This is a genomic window from Vreelandella titanicae BH1 (assembly GCF_000336575.1).
Classification (GTDB): Bacteria; Pseudomonadota; Gammaproteobacteria; order Pseudomonadales; family Halomonadaceae; genus Vreelandella; species Vreelandella titanicae.
Window position 1 is genome coordinate 101,833 of sequence record NZ_AOPO01000001.1, and the last position, 15,400, is coordinate 117,232.

At 55.9% G+C, this 15,400-nt stretch carries 11 protein-coding genes; 6 read left to right on the top strand and 5 right to left on the bottom strand.

Annotation, left to right across the window (positions count from 1 at the left end; genetic code table 11):
* Window positions 1-15 precede the first annotated feature (15 nt).
* The 3 genes from HALTITAN_RS00405 to HALTITAN_RS00415 all read right to left on the bottom strand — a co-directional run bounded on the left by HALTITAN_RS00405 (window position 16) and on the right by HALTITAN_RS00415 (window position 2,119).
* Complete coding sequence (locus HALTITAN_RS00405; RefSeq protein WP_022521744.1) at window positions 16-477, bottom strand: Hsp20/alpha crystallin family protein; 462 nt, start codon at window positions 475-477, stop codon at window positions 16-18.
* Window positions 478-665: 188 nt separating this feature from the next.
* The gene (locus HALTITAN_RS00410; protein WP_082116848.1) at window positions 666-941 is read right to left on the bottom strand and encodes a PAAR domain-containing protein; all 276 of its coding nucleotides are present in this window, start codon (window positions 939-941) and stop codon (window positions 666-668) included.
* Window positions 942-1,066: 125 nt separating this feature from the next.
* Window positions 1,067-2,119 carry a class I fructose-bisphosphate aldolase gene (locus tag HALTITAN_RS00415; protein WP_027957046.1) on the bottom strand — a complete coding sequence of 351 codons (1,053 nt, stop codon included), beginning with the start codon at window positions 2,117-2,119 and terminating at the stop codon, window positions 1,067-1,069.
* A gap of 255 nt (window positions 2,120-2,374) precedes the next feature.
* On the opposite strand from HALTITAN_RS00415, the gene HALTITAN_RS00420 reads away from it, so the two are divergent.
* The 4 genes from HALTITAN_RS00420 to HALTITAN_RS00435 are packed head-to-tail and all read left to right on the top strand — an operon-like array spanning window position 2,375 to window position 7,564.
* Window positions 2,375-3,433: a FecCD family ABC transporter permease gene (locus HALTITAN_RS00420; RefSeq protein ID WP_009285902.1), complete on the top strand. Its 1,059-nt coding sequence runs from the start codon at window positions 2,375-2,377 to the stop codon at window positions 3,431-3,433.
* Entirely contained in the window at window positions 3,430-4,227 is a 798-nt protein-coding gene (locus HALTITAN_RS00425; RefSeq protein ID WP_039857312.1) for an ABC transporter ATP-binding protein, read from the top strand. The genes HALTITAN_RS00420 and HALTITAN_RS00425 overlap by 4 nt, the downstream gene beginning before the upstream one ends.
* A 23-nt stretch (window positions 4,228-4,250) precedes the next feature.
* Window positions 4,251-5,396 (top strand): ABC transporter substrate-binding protein, encoded by a 1,146-nt coding sequence (locus tag HALTITAN_RS00430; RefSeq protein WP_009285903.1) that lies wholly within the window; start codon window positions 4,251-4,253, stop codon window positions 5,394-5,396.
* A 47-nt stretch (window positions 5,397-5,443) separates the two neighbouring features.
* Window positions 5,444-7,564 carry a TonB-dependent siderophore receptor gene (locus HALTITAN_RS00435; protein WP_009285904.1) on the top strand — a complete coding sequence of 707 codons (2,121 nt, stop codon included), beginning with the start codon at window positions 5,444-5,446 and terminating at the stop codon, window positions 7,562-7,564.
* 177 nt (window positions 7,565-7,741) lie between these two features.
* Here the strand turns inward: HALTITAN_RS00435 and HALTITAN_RS00440 are convergent, their stop codons facing one another.
* Window positions 7,742-8,407 (bottom strand): LysE family translocator, encoded by a 666-nt coding sequence (locus tag HALTITAN_RS00440; RefSeq protein WP_009285905.1) that lies wholly within the window; start codon window positions 8,405-8,407, stop codon window positions 7,742-7,744.
* 102 nt (window positions 8,408-8,509) lie between these two features.
* On the opposite strand from HALTITAN_RS00440, the gene HALTITAN_RS00445 reads away from it, so the two are divergent.
* Together HALTITAN_RS00445 and HALTITAN_RS00450 are read left to right on the top strand one after the other, a co-directional pair.
* Complete coding sequence (locus tag HALTITAN_RS00445; protein WP_236614911.1) at window positions 8,510-9,490, top strand: LysR family transcriptional regulator; 981 nt, start codon at window positions 8,510-8,512, stop codon at window positions 9,488-9,490.
* Between the two features lie 149 nt (window positions 9,491-9,639).
* A complete protein-coding gene (locus HALTITAN_RS00450; RefSeq protein WP_009285907.1) occupies window positions 9,640-10,203 on the top strand; it encodes a TFIIB-type zinc ribbon-containing protein in 564 nt (187 codons plus the stop codon).
* A 114-nt stretch (window positions 10,204-10,317) separates the two neighbouring features.
* Here HALTITAN_RS00450 and HALTITAN_RS00455 read toward each other — a convergent pair whose 3' ends face one another.
* Window positions 10,318-15,237: a DNA repair ATPase gene (locus HALTITAN_RS00455; RefSeq protein WP_009285908.1), complete on the bottom strand. Its 4,920-nt coding sequence runs from the start codon at window positions 15,235-15,237 to the stop codon at window positions 10,318-10,320.
* Window positions 15,238-15,400: the final 163 nt, after the last annotated feature.

The following is a 15,400-nucleotide window of genomic DNA, read 5'->3' on the forward strand; positions in this document are numbered from 1 at the left end:
GTTAACAAACATGATTTACGCCGCCTGAACATCAATACGCCGCGGCTTGAGTTCTTCGCGTTTAGGCAACACGATTTCGAACACACCATGGGCATGGCGTGCCTCTGCCCGCTCGGCATCTAAGCCATCGGGGAGTGCTATCGCCCTTACAAACTCACCGCTGGCGCGCTCTCGGCGAAATACCGGGCGCGAGCTGCCATCCTCATTACCACTCGTCACAGAGTCTCGCTTGCCACGTAGCGTCAGCACATTGTCTTGAATATCAATGGTCAGATCAGAGTGTGCCAACCCCGCAGCAAACACATACACACGCACGGCATCATCGCTACGCGCCACATTGATCATCGGGAAACTACCCCGCGGCACCGCACGAATATCCATCGCATTGCCATCGGGGAAGAAGCCGTCCAACAGTTGACTAAACCAGTCAAACTGCCGAGGCGAGCCGGTTTCAAAACGCTTGAGATCATCGAACATATCGAACACCTCCTACGTTAAGCAGACTGTGAGAATTGTCATAAGAGGCAGCCTCTTACGCAACCCACAGAAGCAGCCTCTACGATGTAAAAAATAGGAGCGGTCAGTCGATTTTCAAGGGTCTGTATGGCAATTTTTGAGGCTTTTTTTACGGCCGTCAGCGCTCCGATCAATGGAGGCAGACACCACTACTTACCGATGATGACCGTCCCCGATCCGGTGATGACTTCATTACCGTGGGCACCCACACTGCTCAGGACAGCGGCTGGCTTACCGTTGACGAATACGGTGGACGAGACTTCGTGAGTAATAGGACTGCCGCAAGCAGATTTATCGTCTAACCTTGCGGCAGACAAGCTATCGTAAAAAACATCAGGCGAGCCACTGACTAGTGGGTTTGTACCGTGCCCTGGGATAGGGCACGCGGTAAGGTCAGTAATACGTGCTGCTGGCTTTCCACTCATGATATAGCTCCTTTAAGCGTATGCCGTTTTAAACATTTCAATAGGACGATTATTTAATATTAATTAATATTCATCAAGTTTGTTAGTGCTCACTTAAGGGCCTACGCTTAGCCAACTGCCAGCCATCAGGCAACCGTAATATCGGTAGAGAGATAGACATCCTGAATCGCATGCAGCAGCTCAACGCCTTCCTGCATGGGTTTCTGGAAGGCCTTACGCCCTGAGATCAAGCCCATACCACCGGCACGCTTATTGATCACCGCCGTGCGCACCGCTTCGCCGAGATCAGAATGCCCCTTGGAGCCCCCGCCGGAATTAATCAAACCCGCGCGGCCCATAAAGCAGTTGGCAACCTGGTAGCGGGCCAAATCAATGGGGTGGTCAGTGGTTAGCTCGCTGTAGACATTGTCGTGCGTATGGCCAAAGCCTACCGCACGATAGCCGCCGTTGTTCTCAGGCAGCTTCTGCTTGACGATATCGGCTTTAAGCGTCGCGGCCATGTGATTGGCTTGGCTGGTGAGGTCGGCGGAGGCGTGATAATCAGTGCCGTCCTGCTTGAAGGCTGGATTGCGTAAATAAGCCCACAAGACCGTTACCATTCCCAATTGGTGAGCGCGCTCGAAGGCCTCGCTAATCTCCATGATTTGCCGACGGCTCTCATGGGAGCCAAAGTAAATCGTCGCCCCCACCGCCACGCACCCCATGTCGTGGGCCTGGTCTACATCAGCAAATAGCGTCTGGTCGTATATCGCCGGATGGCTCAACGTTTCGTTATGGTTAAGCTTGAGCATCATCGGGATTTTGTGGGCATAACGCCGCGCCACCGATGACAACACGCCCAGCGTCGATGCCACGCCGTTACAACCACCTTCGAGTGCCAGCTCAACGATATTGGCCGGGTCGAAATAGCGCGGGTTAGGAGCAAAGGAAGCGCCTGCCGAATGTTCAATGCCCTGATCTACCGGCAGCAGGCTAAGGTAACCGGTGCCCGCCAAACGGCCGTGATTAAAGAACGCCTGCATATTGCGCAGCACCGCTGGGCTGCGGTCGCTATCCGCCATAACACGGTCAATAAAGTCTGGGCCCGGCAGGTGCAAGCTCTCACGGGGTACGCCCTGGCACGTGTGATTAAGCAAACTCTCGGCGTCACTGCCAAGCAAAGCGGCTATATCAGTCATGATGAGCTCCTTTATATTTGTATGTAACAAAAAGTAAGTGTATGCCAAAAACTGCTTAAATAAAGCGTATCGATTTAATAAAGCCTAGCGCTTCAATAGAGCATAGGGAAAGCACCACCGCAATCAGGTGGCGCTAGGTCTCCCGACAGTTGACAAGACTACGACTAAAAGATGAAAATACAATCAAGAATGAGTGTTAGTCGCAAATAAGACTCCTCTTGTTTCCTTCGCTTCACACTTGGAATCACCTTTATAATGCCCGCCTCTTCGCCACTTATTGCGCCGTTGGCATCCAGCTATCGGCGCTTTATCGTTCTCCGTTTGCTGATTGTCGCGGGTTTAGCCATCGCCTTGGTCATCTCCCTGCTGGCTGATATCGCCAGTGGCCCTGCACATATCCCAATGGCTGATTTAATCGCGCTGTTGTTTGATGCCCATGCTCAAGGCCCGATTCAGCAGGCCATTGTCTGGGAGATCCGCATGCCTGCAGCGCTAATGGCGGTACTGGTAGGCGCCACCCTGGGCCTGGCCGGTGCGGAAATGCAAACGGTGCTGAATAACCCCCTGGCCAGTCCGTTTACCCTCGGTGTGGGCGCAGCGGCCACCCTCGGCGCATCGCTGGTGATTGTCTTCAACTTTTCCCTGTTTGGCTTGAATGCCCACTACGCCACCGCCTTGATGGCGTTTGTGTTTGCGGCTGCATCGATTTTGACCATCAATGCGCTGTCGCGCCTCTACGGGGCCAGTCGTGAGATTATCGTTCTGTTTGGTATTGCGCTGGTCTTTGTACTCAATGCACTGGTTGCACTTTTGCAGCTCATCGCCAGTCCCGATGCGTTACAGCAATTAGTGTTCTGGACGATGGGTAGCCTGTCCCGCGCCTCCTGGGAGACGGTGGGCATCGTGGCAGCAGTACTGGCAGTGTGCTTGCCCTTCTCACTGCGCAGCGCCTGGGCGATGACGGCACTGCGCTCGGGTGATGAGCACGCACGCAGCTTCGGCATTGCGGTTGAACGCCTGCGGCTTATCTCGCTACTGCGGGTGAGTTTACTTGCCGCTGCGGCGGTCGCGTTTGTGGGCACTATCGGCTTTATAGGGTTAGTCGGCCCACATATGGCCCGGCTGGCGCTGGGTGAAGATCACCGCTTTTACTTACCGGGCAGCGCCCTGGCCGGGGCGTTGGTGCTTTCGCTTGCCTCTATCGCCAGTAAAACGCTGGTCGATGGGTTGGTGCTTCCCGTGGGTCTGGTGACCTCGCTGGTGGGTATCCCCTTCTTTATGGCATTGATCATGATGCAGGGGCGAGCACGATGAAGGCAGGTTTTACGCTCAGCAACTTCACGACCGGTTATCGCAAACGGCGCGTCTTCGACCAGCTAAGCCTGCCCACACTACCACCCGGTTCGCTGGTCGCGGTGCTGGGGCCCAATGCGGTGGGTAAATCGACCCTGTTAAAAGCAGTCGCTGGCCTACAGCCTTCCAGCGGGCAAATGCAGCTCAACGATATCGACCTCGCCAGCCTCAGCGGCGCAGCGCGGATGCGCCATGTGGGCTATTTGCCGCAAATGCTCCCTCAGGCCACCACGTTAGTCGCTTATGAAGCGGTGCTTAGCGCCTGCCGAGCGGTGCGCCCCGATTTAAGCCGCGCGGCGATTGAGGCATTGATTGAGCGAGTGTTCGATGCGCTGGCCATTCGACCGCTAGCCTTACGCCCGCTAAGCGAACTCTCCGGCGGTCAGCGCCAGATGGTGGGTCTGGCCCAGGCGATTGCCCGTCAACCGGCGCTGTTACTGCTGGATGAGCCCACCAGTGCGCTGGATTTGCGTTGGCAGCTGGCACTGATCGATACCGTGCGCACAGTGATTGCGGAACGGCAGTCGGTCTGCCTGATGGCTATCCACGATATCAATCTGGCCCTGCGTTTCTGCGACCAAGTGCTGCTGTTTGGCAACGGTGGTCTGCTGGCTGCCGGCGACCCTCACACGGTGATTACCCCCGACGTACTGCACGCCGCCTACGGAGTCGAGTCACGGGTCGAGCAATGCTCGTTGGGGCGGCCAATTGTGCTTAGCGATCGCGTCAGTGAGCAAACTGCGCACTCCATTTAGCGACGTCAATCCAGGATAACCCAATGCGCCACCTGGCTATCAATCTGTTGTGTTGGATCAGTCTGTTAAGCACTACCGCTTGTTGGGCAGCCGGTTCACAGGCGGGCTTTCCCAAACAACTTACCGATCTCGCCGGGCGCCAGGTAACGCTTTCAGCACCGCCATCACGGCTATTTCTTACCCAGCCGCGCCAGCTCTATGCGCTAGCCAGCTTACTGGATAACCCGACCGAACACTTGGCGGGCTGGGCCTATCCGCTGGCCGTGTTCGACCCTTCCATGGCCCAACGTTTTACTACCCAGTGGCCCGCGCTTGCCCAATTGCCTACGCTTTCACACGCGCCAACCCCCCAGCTCGATAGCGAAGCGCTACTGAATCTGGCCCCGGATCTGGTGCTGTTTGATCTCTCACGTGCCAGCAGTGTTGAAGGCTCCCCTTTGGCGCAGCTACTCGACGAGTTGGGCATTGCCTACCTGTTTATCGACTTTAACCGCCACCCGTTGGAAAACACGCCCAAAAGCCTGGCACTTTTAGGTGAGGCATTAAACGCGACGCCACGGGCCAATCGTATGATCTCTCTGATTGAACAGCGCTTGGCGCGTATCGACCAGGGTTTGGCAGAGCTGAAGTTGACAGAGCATCCCACTGAACCGCCCAGGGTACTGATCAATGTCGCCCCTGGAGTCAAAGTCGACTGCTGCCGTACCAATTTAAGAAACGGGCTGGCCGACCTGGTCGCGCGGGCAGGCGGCGAGAATATCGCCGATGCGTTAACCCCCGGCGCTTCGGCGACGCTAAGCAACGAGTGGGTGCTGAGCCACCCGCCCGACGTCGTTATCAATACCGCGGGGCAATGGGCAGCAGGAGATGGCATCAGCGTGGGACTTGGGATTAGCGATGCGGAGATTGCCCAAGGCCTGCGCTCGCTTAGCCACGAACTGCCCGGCTGGCAGCATCTCGACGCCGTTCAGCAAGGTCAGTTCTACGCGCTCTGGCACGGCTTCCACCAAGGCCCCTTTGCCATTGTGGCACTAGAACGCATTGCCCAATGGCTCTACCCCGAACGCTTCGCCGACCTCGACCCGGCCGCTACCTTCGACGCGCTGCTGCCCGCCCCACCAGCGCTAAGCCGCGAGGGACATTTCTGGGGCGCACTCAACGCGCAATAACGCTTGCTCATTCCACCCACTGACGACAAAAAGGATCTATACCGCCCATGCGCCGTTCTCGAACCATTGCACTGTTTTCGCCGCTGCTACTGCTGAACCCGCTGCCATATGCCTTCGCGCAACAAGCCAACGAGACTACTTCAGAAACAGTTTCAGAAACACTGATCGTCACTTCGGATCGCCTCACTGACGTGGCCCCGCAGAGTTATCGTGCCCAGCGTTCTAGTTTGGCCAGCAAACAGCCGGTGTCGTTTCTGGAAGAAGCCCGCACCGTAGAGACGGTCACCGCCCAGGTGATGGCCGATCATAATATCGACAGCCTCACTGAGGCGATGGCGATGGTTGCGGGGGTCACCGAAGGCAACAATATGGGGGGCACCGAGGATGGCTATATCAAACGCGGCTTTGGCAGCAACAGCGATGGTTCGACGTTGATCGACGGCATTCGCCAGCCCCGGGGCACCTTCTCCATGGCGACAGTGGATCATGTCGAAGTGCTCAAAGGGCCAGCCTCGCTCTTCCAAGGCCAGCAGGATCCTGGCGGGGTAATCAATTTGGTGACCAAACGCCCTGAGTACGAGTGGCAGCGCGAAATCAGCGCCGAAGCCACCTCCTTGGGTGGCGGCAATGCCAGCGTCGATGTCACTGGCCCGCTTGCCGATACCGGGCTTGCCTTCCGCTTTATCGTCCACCATGAAGATGAAGACTCCTTTCGAGCCTTCGGTAACAATCGACGCACTACCGTTGCCCCCTCGCTACGCTGGGAAGGCAGCGACAGTCGCGCGCAGATCTCCTATGAGTATCGCGACTACGACCTGGATCTGGATCGCGGCACGGTGATTGTCGACGGTGAGCCCGCCAAGGTACCCAATGACCGCCGTTTCGATGAACCCTGGTCGCGGGTATTTGGTCACGACGAAGCGGTCACCGCCTGGTGGGAGCAGGATATCAACGACAACTGGTCGACAAGATTGACCTACGGCTGGAACCGCCGCCAGTACAGCGATGGCCAACCGCGGGTACTGCGTGTGAATGAAGATACCGGCGCACTAACCCGCCGTGCAGACGCTAATTATGGCTTTGACCGCCGTGTGCAATACACCGCCTGGGATACCACCGGTACCGCCACTCTGGCTGACATGCGTCACGACCTGACCGTCGGGATTGATCACGAACGCCGCCGGGATTACGTGGGCGATGTGTATCGCGGCTCGGCGGTCACCGACCAGAATATTTATGATATAAGCTACGGCGGTCTTAATCTGGATAGAGATCGCCTTAACACCTCGCGAAGCAACCGCTTGGATGAGATTAATACGACCGGCGTTTATCTCAATGACCGTTGGCACTTCAACGACCGCTGGACGCTGGGGCTAGGCGGGCGCTATACCCGCTATGAGCAGTTTGGTGGCCGTGGCCGCCCCTTCGTGACCGCCACCAATATCAGCGACGATATTTTCCTGCCGTCGGTCAGCCTGCTGCATCGCCTGACTCCGGATACGTCGGTTTATGCCAGCTATAGCGAAGCCTTTGTGCCCAATGGCGCCGACAGCGATACGGGCAAGACGCTGGATCCTGAGCACAGTATGGGCAGTGAGATCGGCGTCAAACACCTATGGAACGACCAGCTCTCGTTAGCCGCTGCGCTATTTGATATCCGCAAGGAGAATGTCGCCGTCTCCGACAACGGCGTCACCCGCACGGTAGGCGAAGCGGGCTCCCGGGGTGTGGAGCTAACGGTTTCCGGCCAGTTGACCGATCAGCTTTCGCTGTTAGGCGCTTACGCCTATACCGATACCGAGGTGTTGAAAGATACCGAAGGTACCGAGGGTAACCGGCTAACCAACGCCGCACGCCACACCGCAAGCCTTTATTTGGCTCACGACCTAGCTACCGGCCCGGAACTGGGCAACTGGCGCCTGGGCGGCGGGGTTCGTTATGTGGGTGAGCGCGAAGGCGATGCCGACAATAGTTTCCAGCTAGACGCCTACACCGTCGCCGATGCGTTTATCGGCTGGGATACCCCTTGGCTAGGCGACAACCTGCACCTGCAGCTCAACGCCAAGAACCTGTTCGATACTACTTACTACCCCTCAAGCGGTGGCAGCACACGGGTAGTGGTCGGCGACCCGCTGGAAGTCAGCCTTCAGGCGTCGGTTAAGTTTTGAACAGGGAATTCCCTTTATAGGCTTCAACCAAATGTGACGGCTGCCAAAGCCGGAAGGCTAGTGCTTGAATACGCCCGATACAGTACGTCGGGCGTTTTGAGGTGAAATAGGTGTCAATCTATTTCAGGACTAGACAGAGCTACCAGTTATTCCGCGCACAAGATTTGAGCCCCCTTCTCATTGTGAAAAAGTGAACAGCATTCCTCCGATCCCCCACAACAAACGCATCGAAAAGGCGATGAGCAGCACTCCCATCAACCGCTCGAACCAGTGACCGATACGCAGAAAGCGCTCGCGAACAGGCGGGCTGGTGAACACAAGGCTGACCAACACGAACCAACCGGCATTGACCAGGCACATCCAGCCGCCATAAAACATTTGAATGCGCAATGGCGTCGAATCACTGACCACAGTCGTGAACAAAGCCAAGAAAAACAGCGTCGCCTTGGGGTTGGTCGCATTGGTCAGAAACCCCAGCGCGAACGACTGACGAAAGCTCCTTGCCCCTGTCTCGGCTGCGGCATCCAGCGCCAGCCCGGTTGTGTGCTTGCCTGCCTGCCGAATGAACGTGACGCCGAGATATAACAGGTAGGCTCCGCCCACCAACTCGGCCGCACTCAGTAACCAGGGGGTTGTGTGCATCAACGCGCCGACCCCCAGCAAGGTATAGATCACATGTACCGAGATACCGGCACCAATGCCAACCGCCGTAGCGATGCCTAGACGCCTCCCATAGAGCACGCTCTGGCGAATCGTGACGGCGAAATCCGGCCCCGGCGCCACGACTGCAAGAAAGTGGATGGCGGCCAGGGCGAGAAATTCCGCCAGATAATCCGGTGTCATATATCCGCTCCTCTCTCATCGACTATCAATTGTATTAATAAAGAGCGGCTGCGATAATCCAGCGTAAATTCAAATATTTTTTGCCTCATGAGCACAAATAAGATGATCGCCCTGTTGGGTGAAATGGCGGTCTTCGTCAAGGTGGTCGAAACCGGCAGCTTTTCAGAAACGGCACGCCAGTTGGGCGCAACGCCCTCGGCAATCAGCCGCTCGGTTGCCCGCCTGGAGAAGGCGCTGGGTACCCGGCTGCTCCAGCGCACGACCCGCAAACTGCGGCTGAGCGAAAGCGGGCATGAGGTTCATAGACGTTGCGTCGATATGGTGAGCGCAGCGCAAGCCGTGATGGCCGTTTCCGGGCAGTTCGACCCAGAACCACAAGGTCTAATACGAGTCAGTGTGCCGAAGGCGGTAGGACGTTTTGTCATCCACCCCCACATTCCTGACTTCCTGGCGCGTTATCCCAAAATCGATGTTCTGTTACAGCTCAAGGACAGCTATGTGGACTTGATCGATGATCAGGTGGATCTAGCAATCCGCATTACTGATCGCCCTTCACCAGGTCTTATGGGGCGAAAGCTCATTGACATCGACCACATGCTTTGCGCGACGCCGGACTATCTCAAGCGTCAAGGCACACCAGAGCACCCGCACGATCTGAAAGTGCACAATTGCATTTTTCTGGGCGAGGAGCCCGGTGATTCCCGCTGGAAATTCCAACGCAACGGCAAGAACGTGAGCGTCAATGTGCATGGTCGCTATGCGGTCAATCACACTGGTGCAAGGCTGGATACGGTCTTGCAACACCTTGGCATTGGCAGCTTGCCGTACTTCACTGCTCGCCATGCGTTGCAGCAGGGACATATCGTCCAAGTACTTCCGGAATGGGAATTCAAGACCCATTATTATTGCGGCGAGGCCTGGGTGCTTTATCCACCAACTCGATATCTTCCGCCGAAACTCAGTGCTTTTATCAGTTTCATGGCCGAGCGACTGGGTCAGGAACCCACTTTGTATAAAGAGCCACCCCAGGAACTACTAGAACTATCGGCCCCTCCCTACGAATCGCCTGAAACCTCCTTTTAGTGGTCGGCGACCCACTGGAAGTTAGCCTGCAGGCATCGGTTAAGTTTTAAGTGTTAATTTCTCGGCGTGACAACTTGCTCTTAATTAGCCTTTGTGACAACTTTCGTACATGAGAAAGATATCATGGACTTAACAGCAGGAACGCGCCAATGAAATGTACCGCATGCCAACAAGGGAACTTAGTCCCCAGCTTTATTGATGCTCTTTTCCGCAGTCATACTTGCAACAACTGCGGCGGAAATTGGATATTGATTGAAGATTACATAAGTTGGAAAGAGCGTCATCCCGAACACGTGTTTGATGACATTTGTGTTGAGAGCATTGAAGCTGGAGACACCGTAGGCGCACTGATTTGCCCAGTGACCGGCGGCATTATGAGTAAGTTTCGCATTACTAAAGATAATGCCCACCGAATCGACTATAGCGCCCGCGTTGGGGGCGTTTGGTTGAATAAAGGTGAGTGGGAAATGCTGGTTGCGGAAGGACTGGCTGGCAATTTGAACAGCATACTGACAGACGCCTGGCAAAAGCGGATACGTCAGGAAAAGACCAGTGACACCTTTGAAAATCTTTATCGCAGCAAATTTGGCGAGTCCGATTATCAAAAAGCCTGCGACGTTCGTGAGTGGCTACATAACCACGCTCAAAAAGCCGATTTACGCGCTTTCTTAATGGCAGAAAATCCTTTCTCCGCTATTGATTACGTGCTTTAGGTGGGGGCTTTTAGATAAAAAATCAGCCGCTGATTAACAGCGGCTGATTTGTTATAGACCCAGCATCATTATCGATAACAAATGATTAACCAGGGGGCGGAAATGTAGTCGGCATCAACTCTCCCCCGACCTTACCTTCCCCCACTGCCCAACCCCTTCCGCAATTAAGCTTAACTGTCGAACCACCAAGGCACCGGTCTCTTCATTGCCTCCGGTTAGCTGCCGACGTTGGAACTCACGTTTGATATCTTCCCAGCGCTGCTTTTCCGCTTCGCTCAAAGTGCCTCTAAGCTCTTTCAGCTTGAGTAAATTCTCTTCGGCGCCCAGGGTTAACAGCTGCGCTTCCCCGACATAGTGATCATCAATGATCGCTTCAAGCTCATCGTCGCTAAGTATCGGTGACATCTTCTCCGCCAACCGATTCATATTGCGATAGCTGCCCTGTAGGCGGAACGGCGGCTCGGTACGGTACTCGTCAGCCTGAGCACTGGAGGCGATGTACTGTTGATTAACTCGCAGCACCACTTCTCGTGCTTTAAACATACTCTTCAGCACCGCCACGATCTCTTCGCGCTCTGCGGCGCTATAGTCGTGTTCAAAGTCGGTGCTCGGCACCTCCCGACCCATGGCGATATCAACAAAGCGGTAGAAATCGTCCATACCGCGTGTGGCCAAAGAGGCAAGCACCGTATTGGCACTCATGGCATTCTCGATGTAGGAGAGCGCAAACACCTCCTCCATGCCGTTTAATACATCGCCCAGGTTATAAACGTCGGCGCGGTTGGCCAGCATGTCAGGCACTTTGAACACGTCGCCACTTTCGGTGTAGGGGTTACCCGCCATGGCGATACAGAAACGCTTACCGCGCATATCGTAGGTCTTGGTGCGCCCATTCCAGATACCGTCTACCCGACGGCTGCCGTCGCATAGCGAGATAAACTTCTGCAAAAACTCCGGGTGAGTATGCTGAATATCATCCAGATAGAGCATCACGTTGTTGCCCATTTCAAAGGCGAGGTTGAGCTTGATCAGCTCGGCCCGGGCGGTGGAATGCGTGGCAGCCTCAGGATCCAGCGAGGTCACATCGTGACCAAGGCTTGGGCAGTTAATCTTCATAAAGATCAGCCCCAAGCGGTTCGCCACATACTCCATAAGCGTGGTTTTACCGTAGCCGGGCGGGGAGATCATCATCAGCAAACCGCTATTATCCGTTCGCCGCGTATCACCTACCGTTCCCATCTGCTTGGCCAGGTTATCGCCAATAATGGGCAGGTAGCTTTCGGTAATTAGCTTGTTCCGCACAAAGGAGTTGAGTGGCTTCGGCAGGTACTCTTCAAGCCTCAAACGCTCCCGCTGCTCGCGTAAAATCAGCTGACGACGCTCTTGCAGTGCCGTCCAGTCGCGTATAACGACCTGCTCGTGATGGCGCAGTCGCTCCTGAAAATCGTCCAACTGTAGGGTTAGTTGCTGCTGTTCCAGGCGCCCGTGCTGGCCCAGTAGGCCGGTAACGGTGAAGGCTAGCTCAACATTATGGGTGGCGGTGCTTAGCCGGTCAGCCGTGTTGAGCATGGCAATCGCTTCGGGAAGGTAGTGCAGCAATGCCTCTTGCTTGGCTTGCCCAGCGTGGGCCTGCAGCCAGTGGGAAGTGATCACCCAGCGGGCGCCGGGGTTACCCGCCACCACGGCCAGGGCCTCTTGGAAATGTGCGTAGTGCCCCTGCTGCTGCATGGAGGTGGTAAAGCTTTCCACCAGGCTGGCGGCGTACTGGGTGACCGGAAAACGCTCCCCCTCTTCCGCCAGTTGGCGCACCAGAAAGTCCGTGGCACTGCTTATCTCACTCACCGAGCAGTTGATCTGCTGGGCCGCTACAAAAGCGTTAAGCTGCGGCTGTACTTCATGGATCAAGGCATTGAGCAGATCCTCGTTGTTCATAATGCGGCACAAAATACCCGCCGACAGGCAGCGGGCGCGCAGGTTGCGGGTCGCGTCTTCATCATGAATACGGTCGGCCCAGAACAGCATCGCCAGCGCCCGGGGCAGCGGCCCAAAGCCTAGCAGACCAGCACTTTGGCGAGCCGGCCACAGGGTGCGTACGATTAATGCAGCATCGTGGTCGTGAATGCCTTTTTCGTAGCTTTCGCGATAGCGCGGCGAAGCAAAATTGGCAATCTGACGCTGAAGCTCGCTGAAATCTTCCACATTAACCGGCTTAGCACCGGGCTGCGCCAACTCGCCCATAAAACGATAGGCAAGATACTCGGCGCGATAGACAGTGGGGCTTTCGGAAGGCAGCAGCATACTCCAGTAGTCTTGCAGCTCGGTCAGCCGCTCATCCTCAAGCGGCTCGTAATACTGGGTGCCCGTCAGATGCAGCATGATGCGCTCTTGGCGAGGCACCAGGGTTAAGTCGAGATGCTGCTGGTTGACGCTGAAGCGGTGGCGTGGCCCCAGGCGAATAACATCACCACCGGATTCATAAATATCGGAACGGTCGCGCACGCTACGCATGGCGGCGTCTTGGGAGGAGCGCAGGCGTCCGGCGATATCGTCCGCCTCAAGATTGCCGCCCATATTGCGCAGCTCATCGATCATGCTGCGCACTTTGCCGACCATGGCATCCGCCGCGAAGAAGCTATGCAGCTCTTCGAGGGTTTCAAAGCGTTCCGTACGGCGCTCCACGTTGGCCAAAATCCGCTGACTGGCGTCCGTTAGAGTAGAGACGCGACGTTGACGCTCATCCTGCAGCTGCTGGCGGCGTGCTTCGATGCTCTCGTGGGCACTTTCACGCTGCTCAAGAATGGTGGTTAAAAATTCATCAAATTCGCCGAACTGACTCTCCAGCTCCTGGAGTTGATCGAGGATACGCGTCATCAGCTGGTCGCAGTCATCAGGTTCCCGCAGCGCGCCAACACCATTAGCCAGGCTCTGCTCAAACAAGCGAATCTGGGCCGCAAACTGCGCCTGAGCCTCTGCGCTCCCCTGCTCTCTTAAACGGATCTCCGCTTCGGAGCGCTGCTGATTAATCGAGGCGTAGATGCTGGAGATGTTCTCGGTAATCCGCGTCTGCTCAATAGCATCGCCGCCGGACATCGACGACAGCAGCCCTTGAATCATATCCAGGCCCGCGGTCAATTCGCGATAGCGCTCCACGCACTCCGCCAGTTGCTGGCGATTTTCCGCCTCGCCCACCTGCTCTTTCAACGTCGCCAGGGTTTCCCGGTAGCCATCCAGCGCTTCTGGCTGAGCAAGAAAGCTAAAGGTCTGCTGGGTCAGCGACTGTTCCGCTTTATCCAGCGCTTGCTCTAAGGTTTGCAGGCGCTCTTCATCCAGGTAGCGGCGCTCACGCAACGCCATCAGGCGCCCACGATGGTCGCGTAAGTGCTTCAGGTAGGTAACAAATAGATCGGGGGTTTTCCAACTGCTGGGCTTTAACTCCCGAAGCAGCGTCGCCTGCTGTTTTTCAACCTCATCGAGCGCTTGGGCTGTCTGGGCACGAATCGCCTGGACTTTCTCATACTCATCGAGCATCAGTTCAGCGGTGTGCTTCAGTTGCTCAAGCGCGGCCTGGATCGTTTGAAAATCATCCTCGCCAATCCAGTGGAACTGGTTCAGCGTGCGGTCAACCCGCCGGATGATGGCGTTAAAGTGCCGTTCTGACGCCTGCTGCTCGTTAGCGAGCTGCACGATGCTATTGAGCTCGGCAATGCCGCGTACTAGATCCGGGTTACCAATTCGGCCTAGTGGCGTGTCGTTACGCACCGCATCCTGGGCATGGAAGCGCTCCGACATAAAGGGCGTCGCCCATACCTGGATAGGATGAACCAGCGTAGGCTCGTCTTCAGCGTAAAAAATCGCTAGGTGACCGTTTTCAAGTATCGCCGCCCCGTGCCCCACCATGGGGGTATCGACCTGCTTGCGGATCAAGTTGTAGCGATAAAGCACCACCTGCCCGGTTTGCGGCGCGTAGAAAGTGTAGAGAACATCTTCGCCGTTTGGCGACCGCACCATGCGCTTGAAGCGCAGATCTTCCTCGGGTACTTCGTAGGTGGTCAACTCACCCGTATTTAAGTAGTAGCCTGAGGGAAAAATCAGGCCGTGGTTTTCCGGCAGCTCAACGACGGAGCCCGCCATGGCATCGACACGTTTAACGTGCTGCTCAGCACGGTTGAAAAGGTAGTAGCGCCACTGTTGCTCATTGAAGGGCAAAATACGAATCAGCACCACCGCACCAAGATCAGCATATTCAAAGCTGGCATCGTCCAGCGACTGGGAGTCTGACTCCACCGGGTCGCTAAAGACACCCTCGCCGCTGCTGGTGTTGTTCTCAATCTTGAAGGTAATGTGTCCGCGCAGGTTGTCCACGAAGACGGTATCAAGGATATTCAGATGGGGCGCGCGACCCTGCTCCTGCATATCCCGGCCTGCGGTTTGCCAGGAAAAAGCGAAGCGGTCAGGCAAGATCAGGTCGCGCTCGCCGCGATTATCGATATAGCGGCTCACCTCGCCGCTGGCGGCTAACTCCCACCGGAAGACGCGCAGGTCGCTTAGTTTTTCACCGATTTGAAAAGCAATTAGCAGCTTATTGTTAAGGGTGACCAGTTGAACCAGCGTGGCATGGCTGTAGTATTTCTGGAGTTCTTTGAAATCCTGAACAAAGCGGCTCTCGGTGAGGAAGCTATTCGCCAGTGGCGCTTCACTTAACTCAAGCCCCTCTTCATCATCTTTGAGGTGGTAGAGCGCAAAAATATCGCTCGCTTCCAGTTCTTTGCGCAGCCCTAATTGAACATTAAAGCCAAACAAAATTTGCTCGCCAATGCGTACCATATCGCGAGCAATGGCGTTATTTTCGGTACGTACCCTGGCCCTGCCCAGCAGCGCCATACTGCTGCTACCGAAAACGTCAGCGCGGGCGGCGTTCAGCTCTCCGATCGAAGCGCCCAGTTCGCCGCCCTGGGTTCTCAACCGCCGCTGAATCGTCTCGAATGCGGTGCTTTCTCTGACGATATTTTCAACCGAAGCATGCTCCTTCAACATAGGTATTCATCCTGAAAAGTGCTCACTAGAAATAGCAAAGACCGCAATTGAGTGACAGTTGCGGTCTTAGGCTTTTACGAAAACTGCCTGGATAGGTCACCGGCCGCTTGGCGCGACACTAACGACAAAGGTAGGGCGGCTCTCCCCATAGAGAGCCGCCCTA

Excerpts from the sequence above, each read along its gene's own strand:
- HALTITAN_RS00455 (WP_009285908.1), bottom strand. The coding sequence starts at position 15,237 with ATGTTGAAGGAGCATGCTTCGGTTGAAAATATCGTCAGAGAAAGCACC.
- HALTITAN_RS00405 (WP_022521744.1), bottom strand. The coding sequence starts at position 477 with ATGTTCGATGATCTCAAGCGTTTTGAAACCGGCTCGCCTCGGCAGTTT.
- HALTITAN_RS00430 (WP_009285903.1), top strand. The coding sequence starts at position 4,251 with ATGCGCCACCTGGCTATCAATCTGTTGTGTTGGATCAGTCTGTTAAGC.
- HALTITAN_RS00425 (WP_039857312.1), top strand. The coding sequence starts at position 3,430 with ATGAAGGCAGGTTTTACGCTCAGCAACTTCACGACCGGTTATCGCAAA.
- HALTITAN_RS00435 (WP_009285904.1), top strand. The coding sequence starts at position 5,444 with ATGCGCCGTTCTCGAACCATTGCACTGTTTTCGCCGCTGCTACTGCTG.
- HALTITAN_RS00410 (WP_082116848.1), bottom strand. The coding sequence starts at position 941 with ATGAGTGGAAAGCCAGCAGCACGTATTACTGACCTTACCGCGTGCCCT.
- HALTITAN_RS00415 (WP_027957046.1), bottom strand. The coding sequence starts at position 2,119 with ATGACTGATATAGCCGCTTTGCTTGGCAGTGACGCCGAGAGTTTGCTT.
- HALTITAN_RS00450 (WP_009285907.1), top strand. The coding sequence starts at position 9,640 with ATGAAATGTACCGCATGCCAACAAGGGAACTTAGTCCCCAGCTTTATT.
- HALTITAN_RS00420 (WP_009285902.1), top strand. The coding sequence starts at position 2,375 with ATGCCCGCCTCTTCGCCACTTATTGCGCCGTTGGCATCCAGCTATCGG.
- HALTITAN_RS00445 (WP_236614911.1), top strand. The coding sequence starts at position 8,510 with ATGATCGCCCTGTTGGGTGAAATGGCGGTCTTCGTCAAGGTGGTCGAA.
- HALTITAN_RS00440 (WP_009285905.1), bottom strand. The coding sequence starts at position 8,407 with ATGACACCGGATTATCTGGCGGAATTTCTCGCCCTGGCCGCCATCCAC.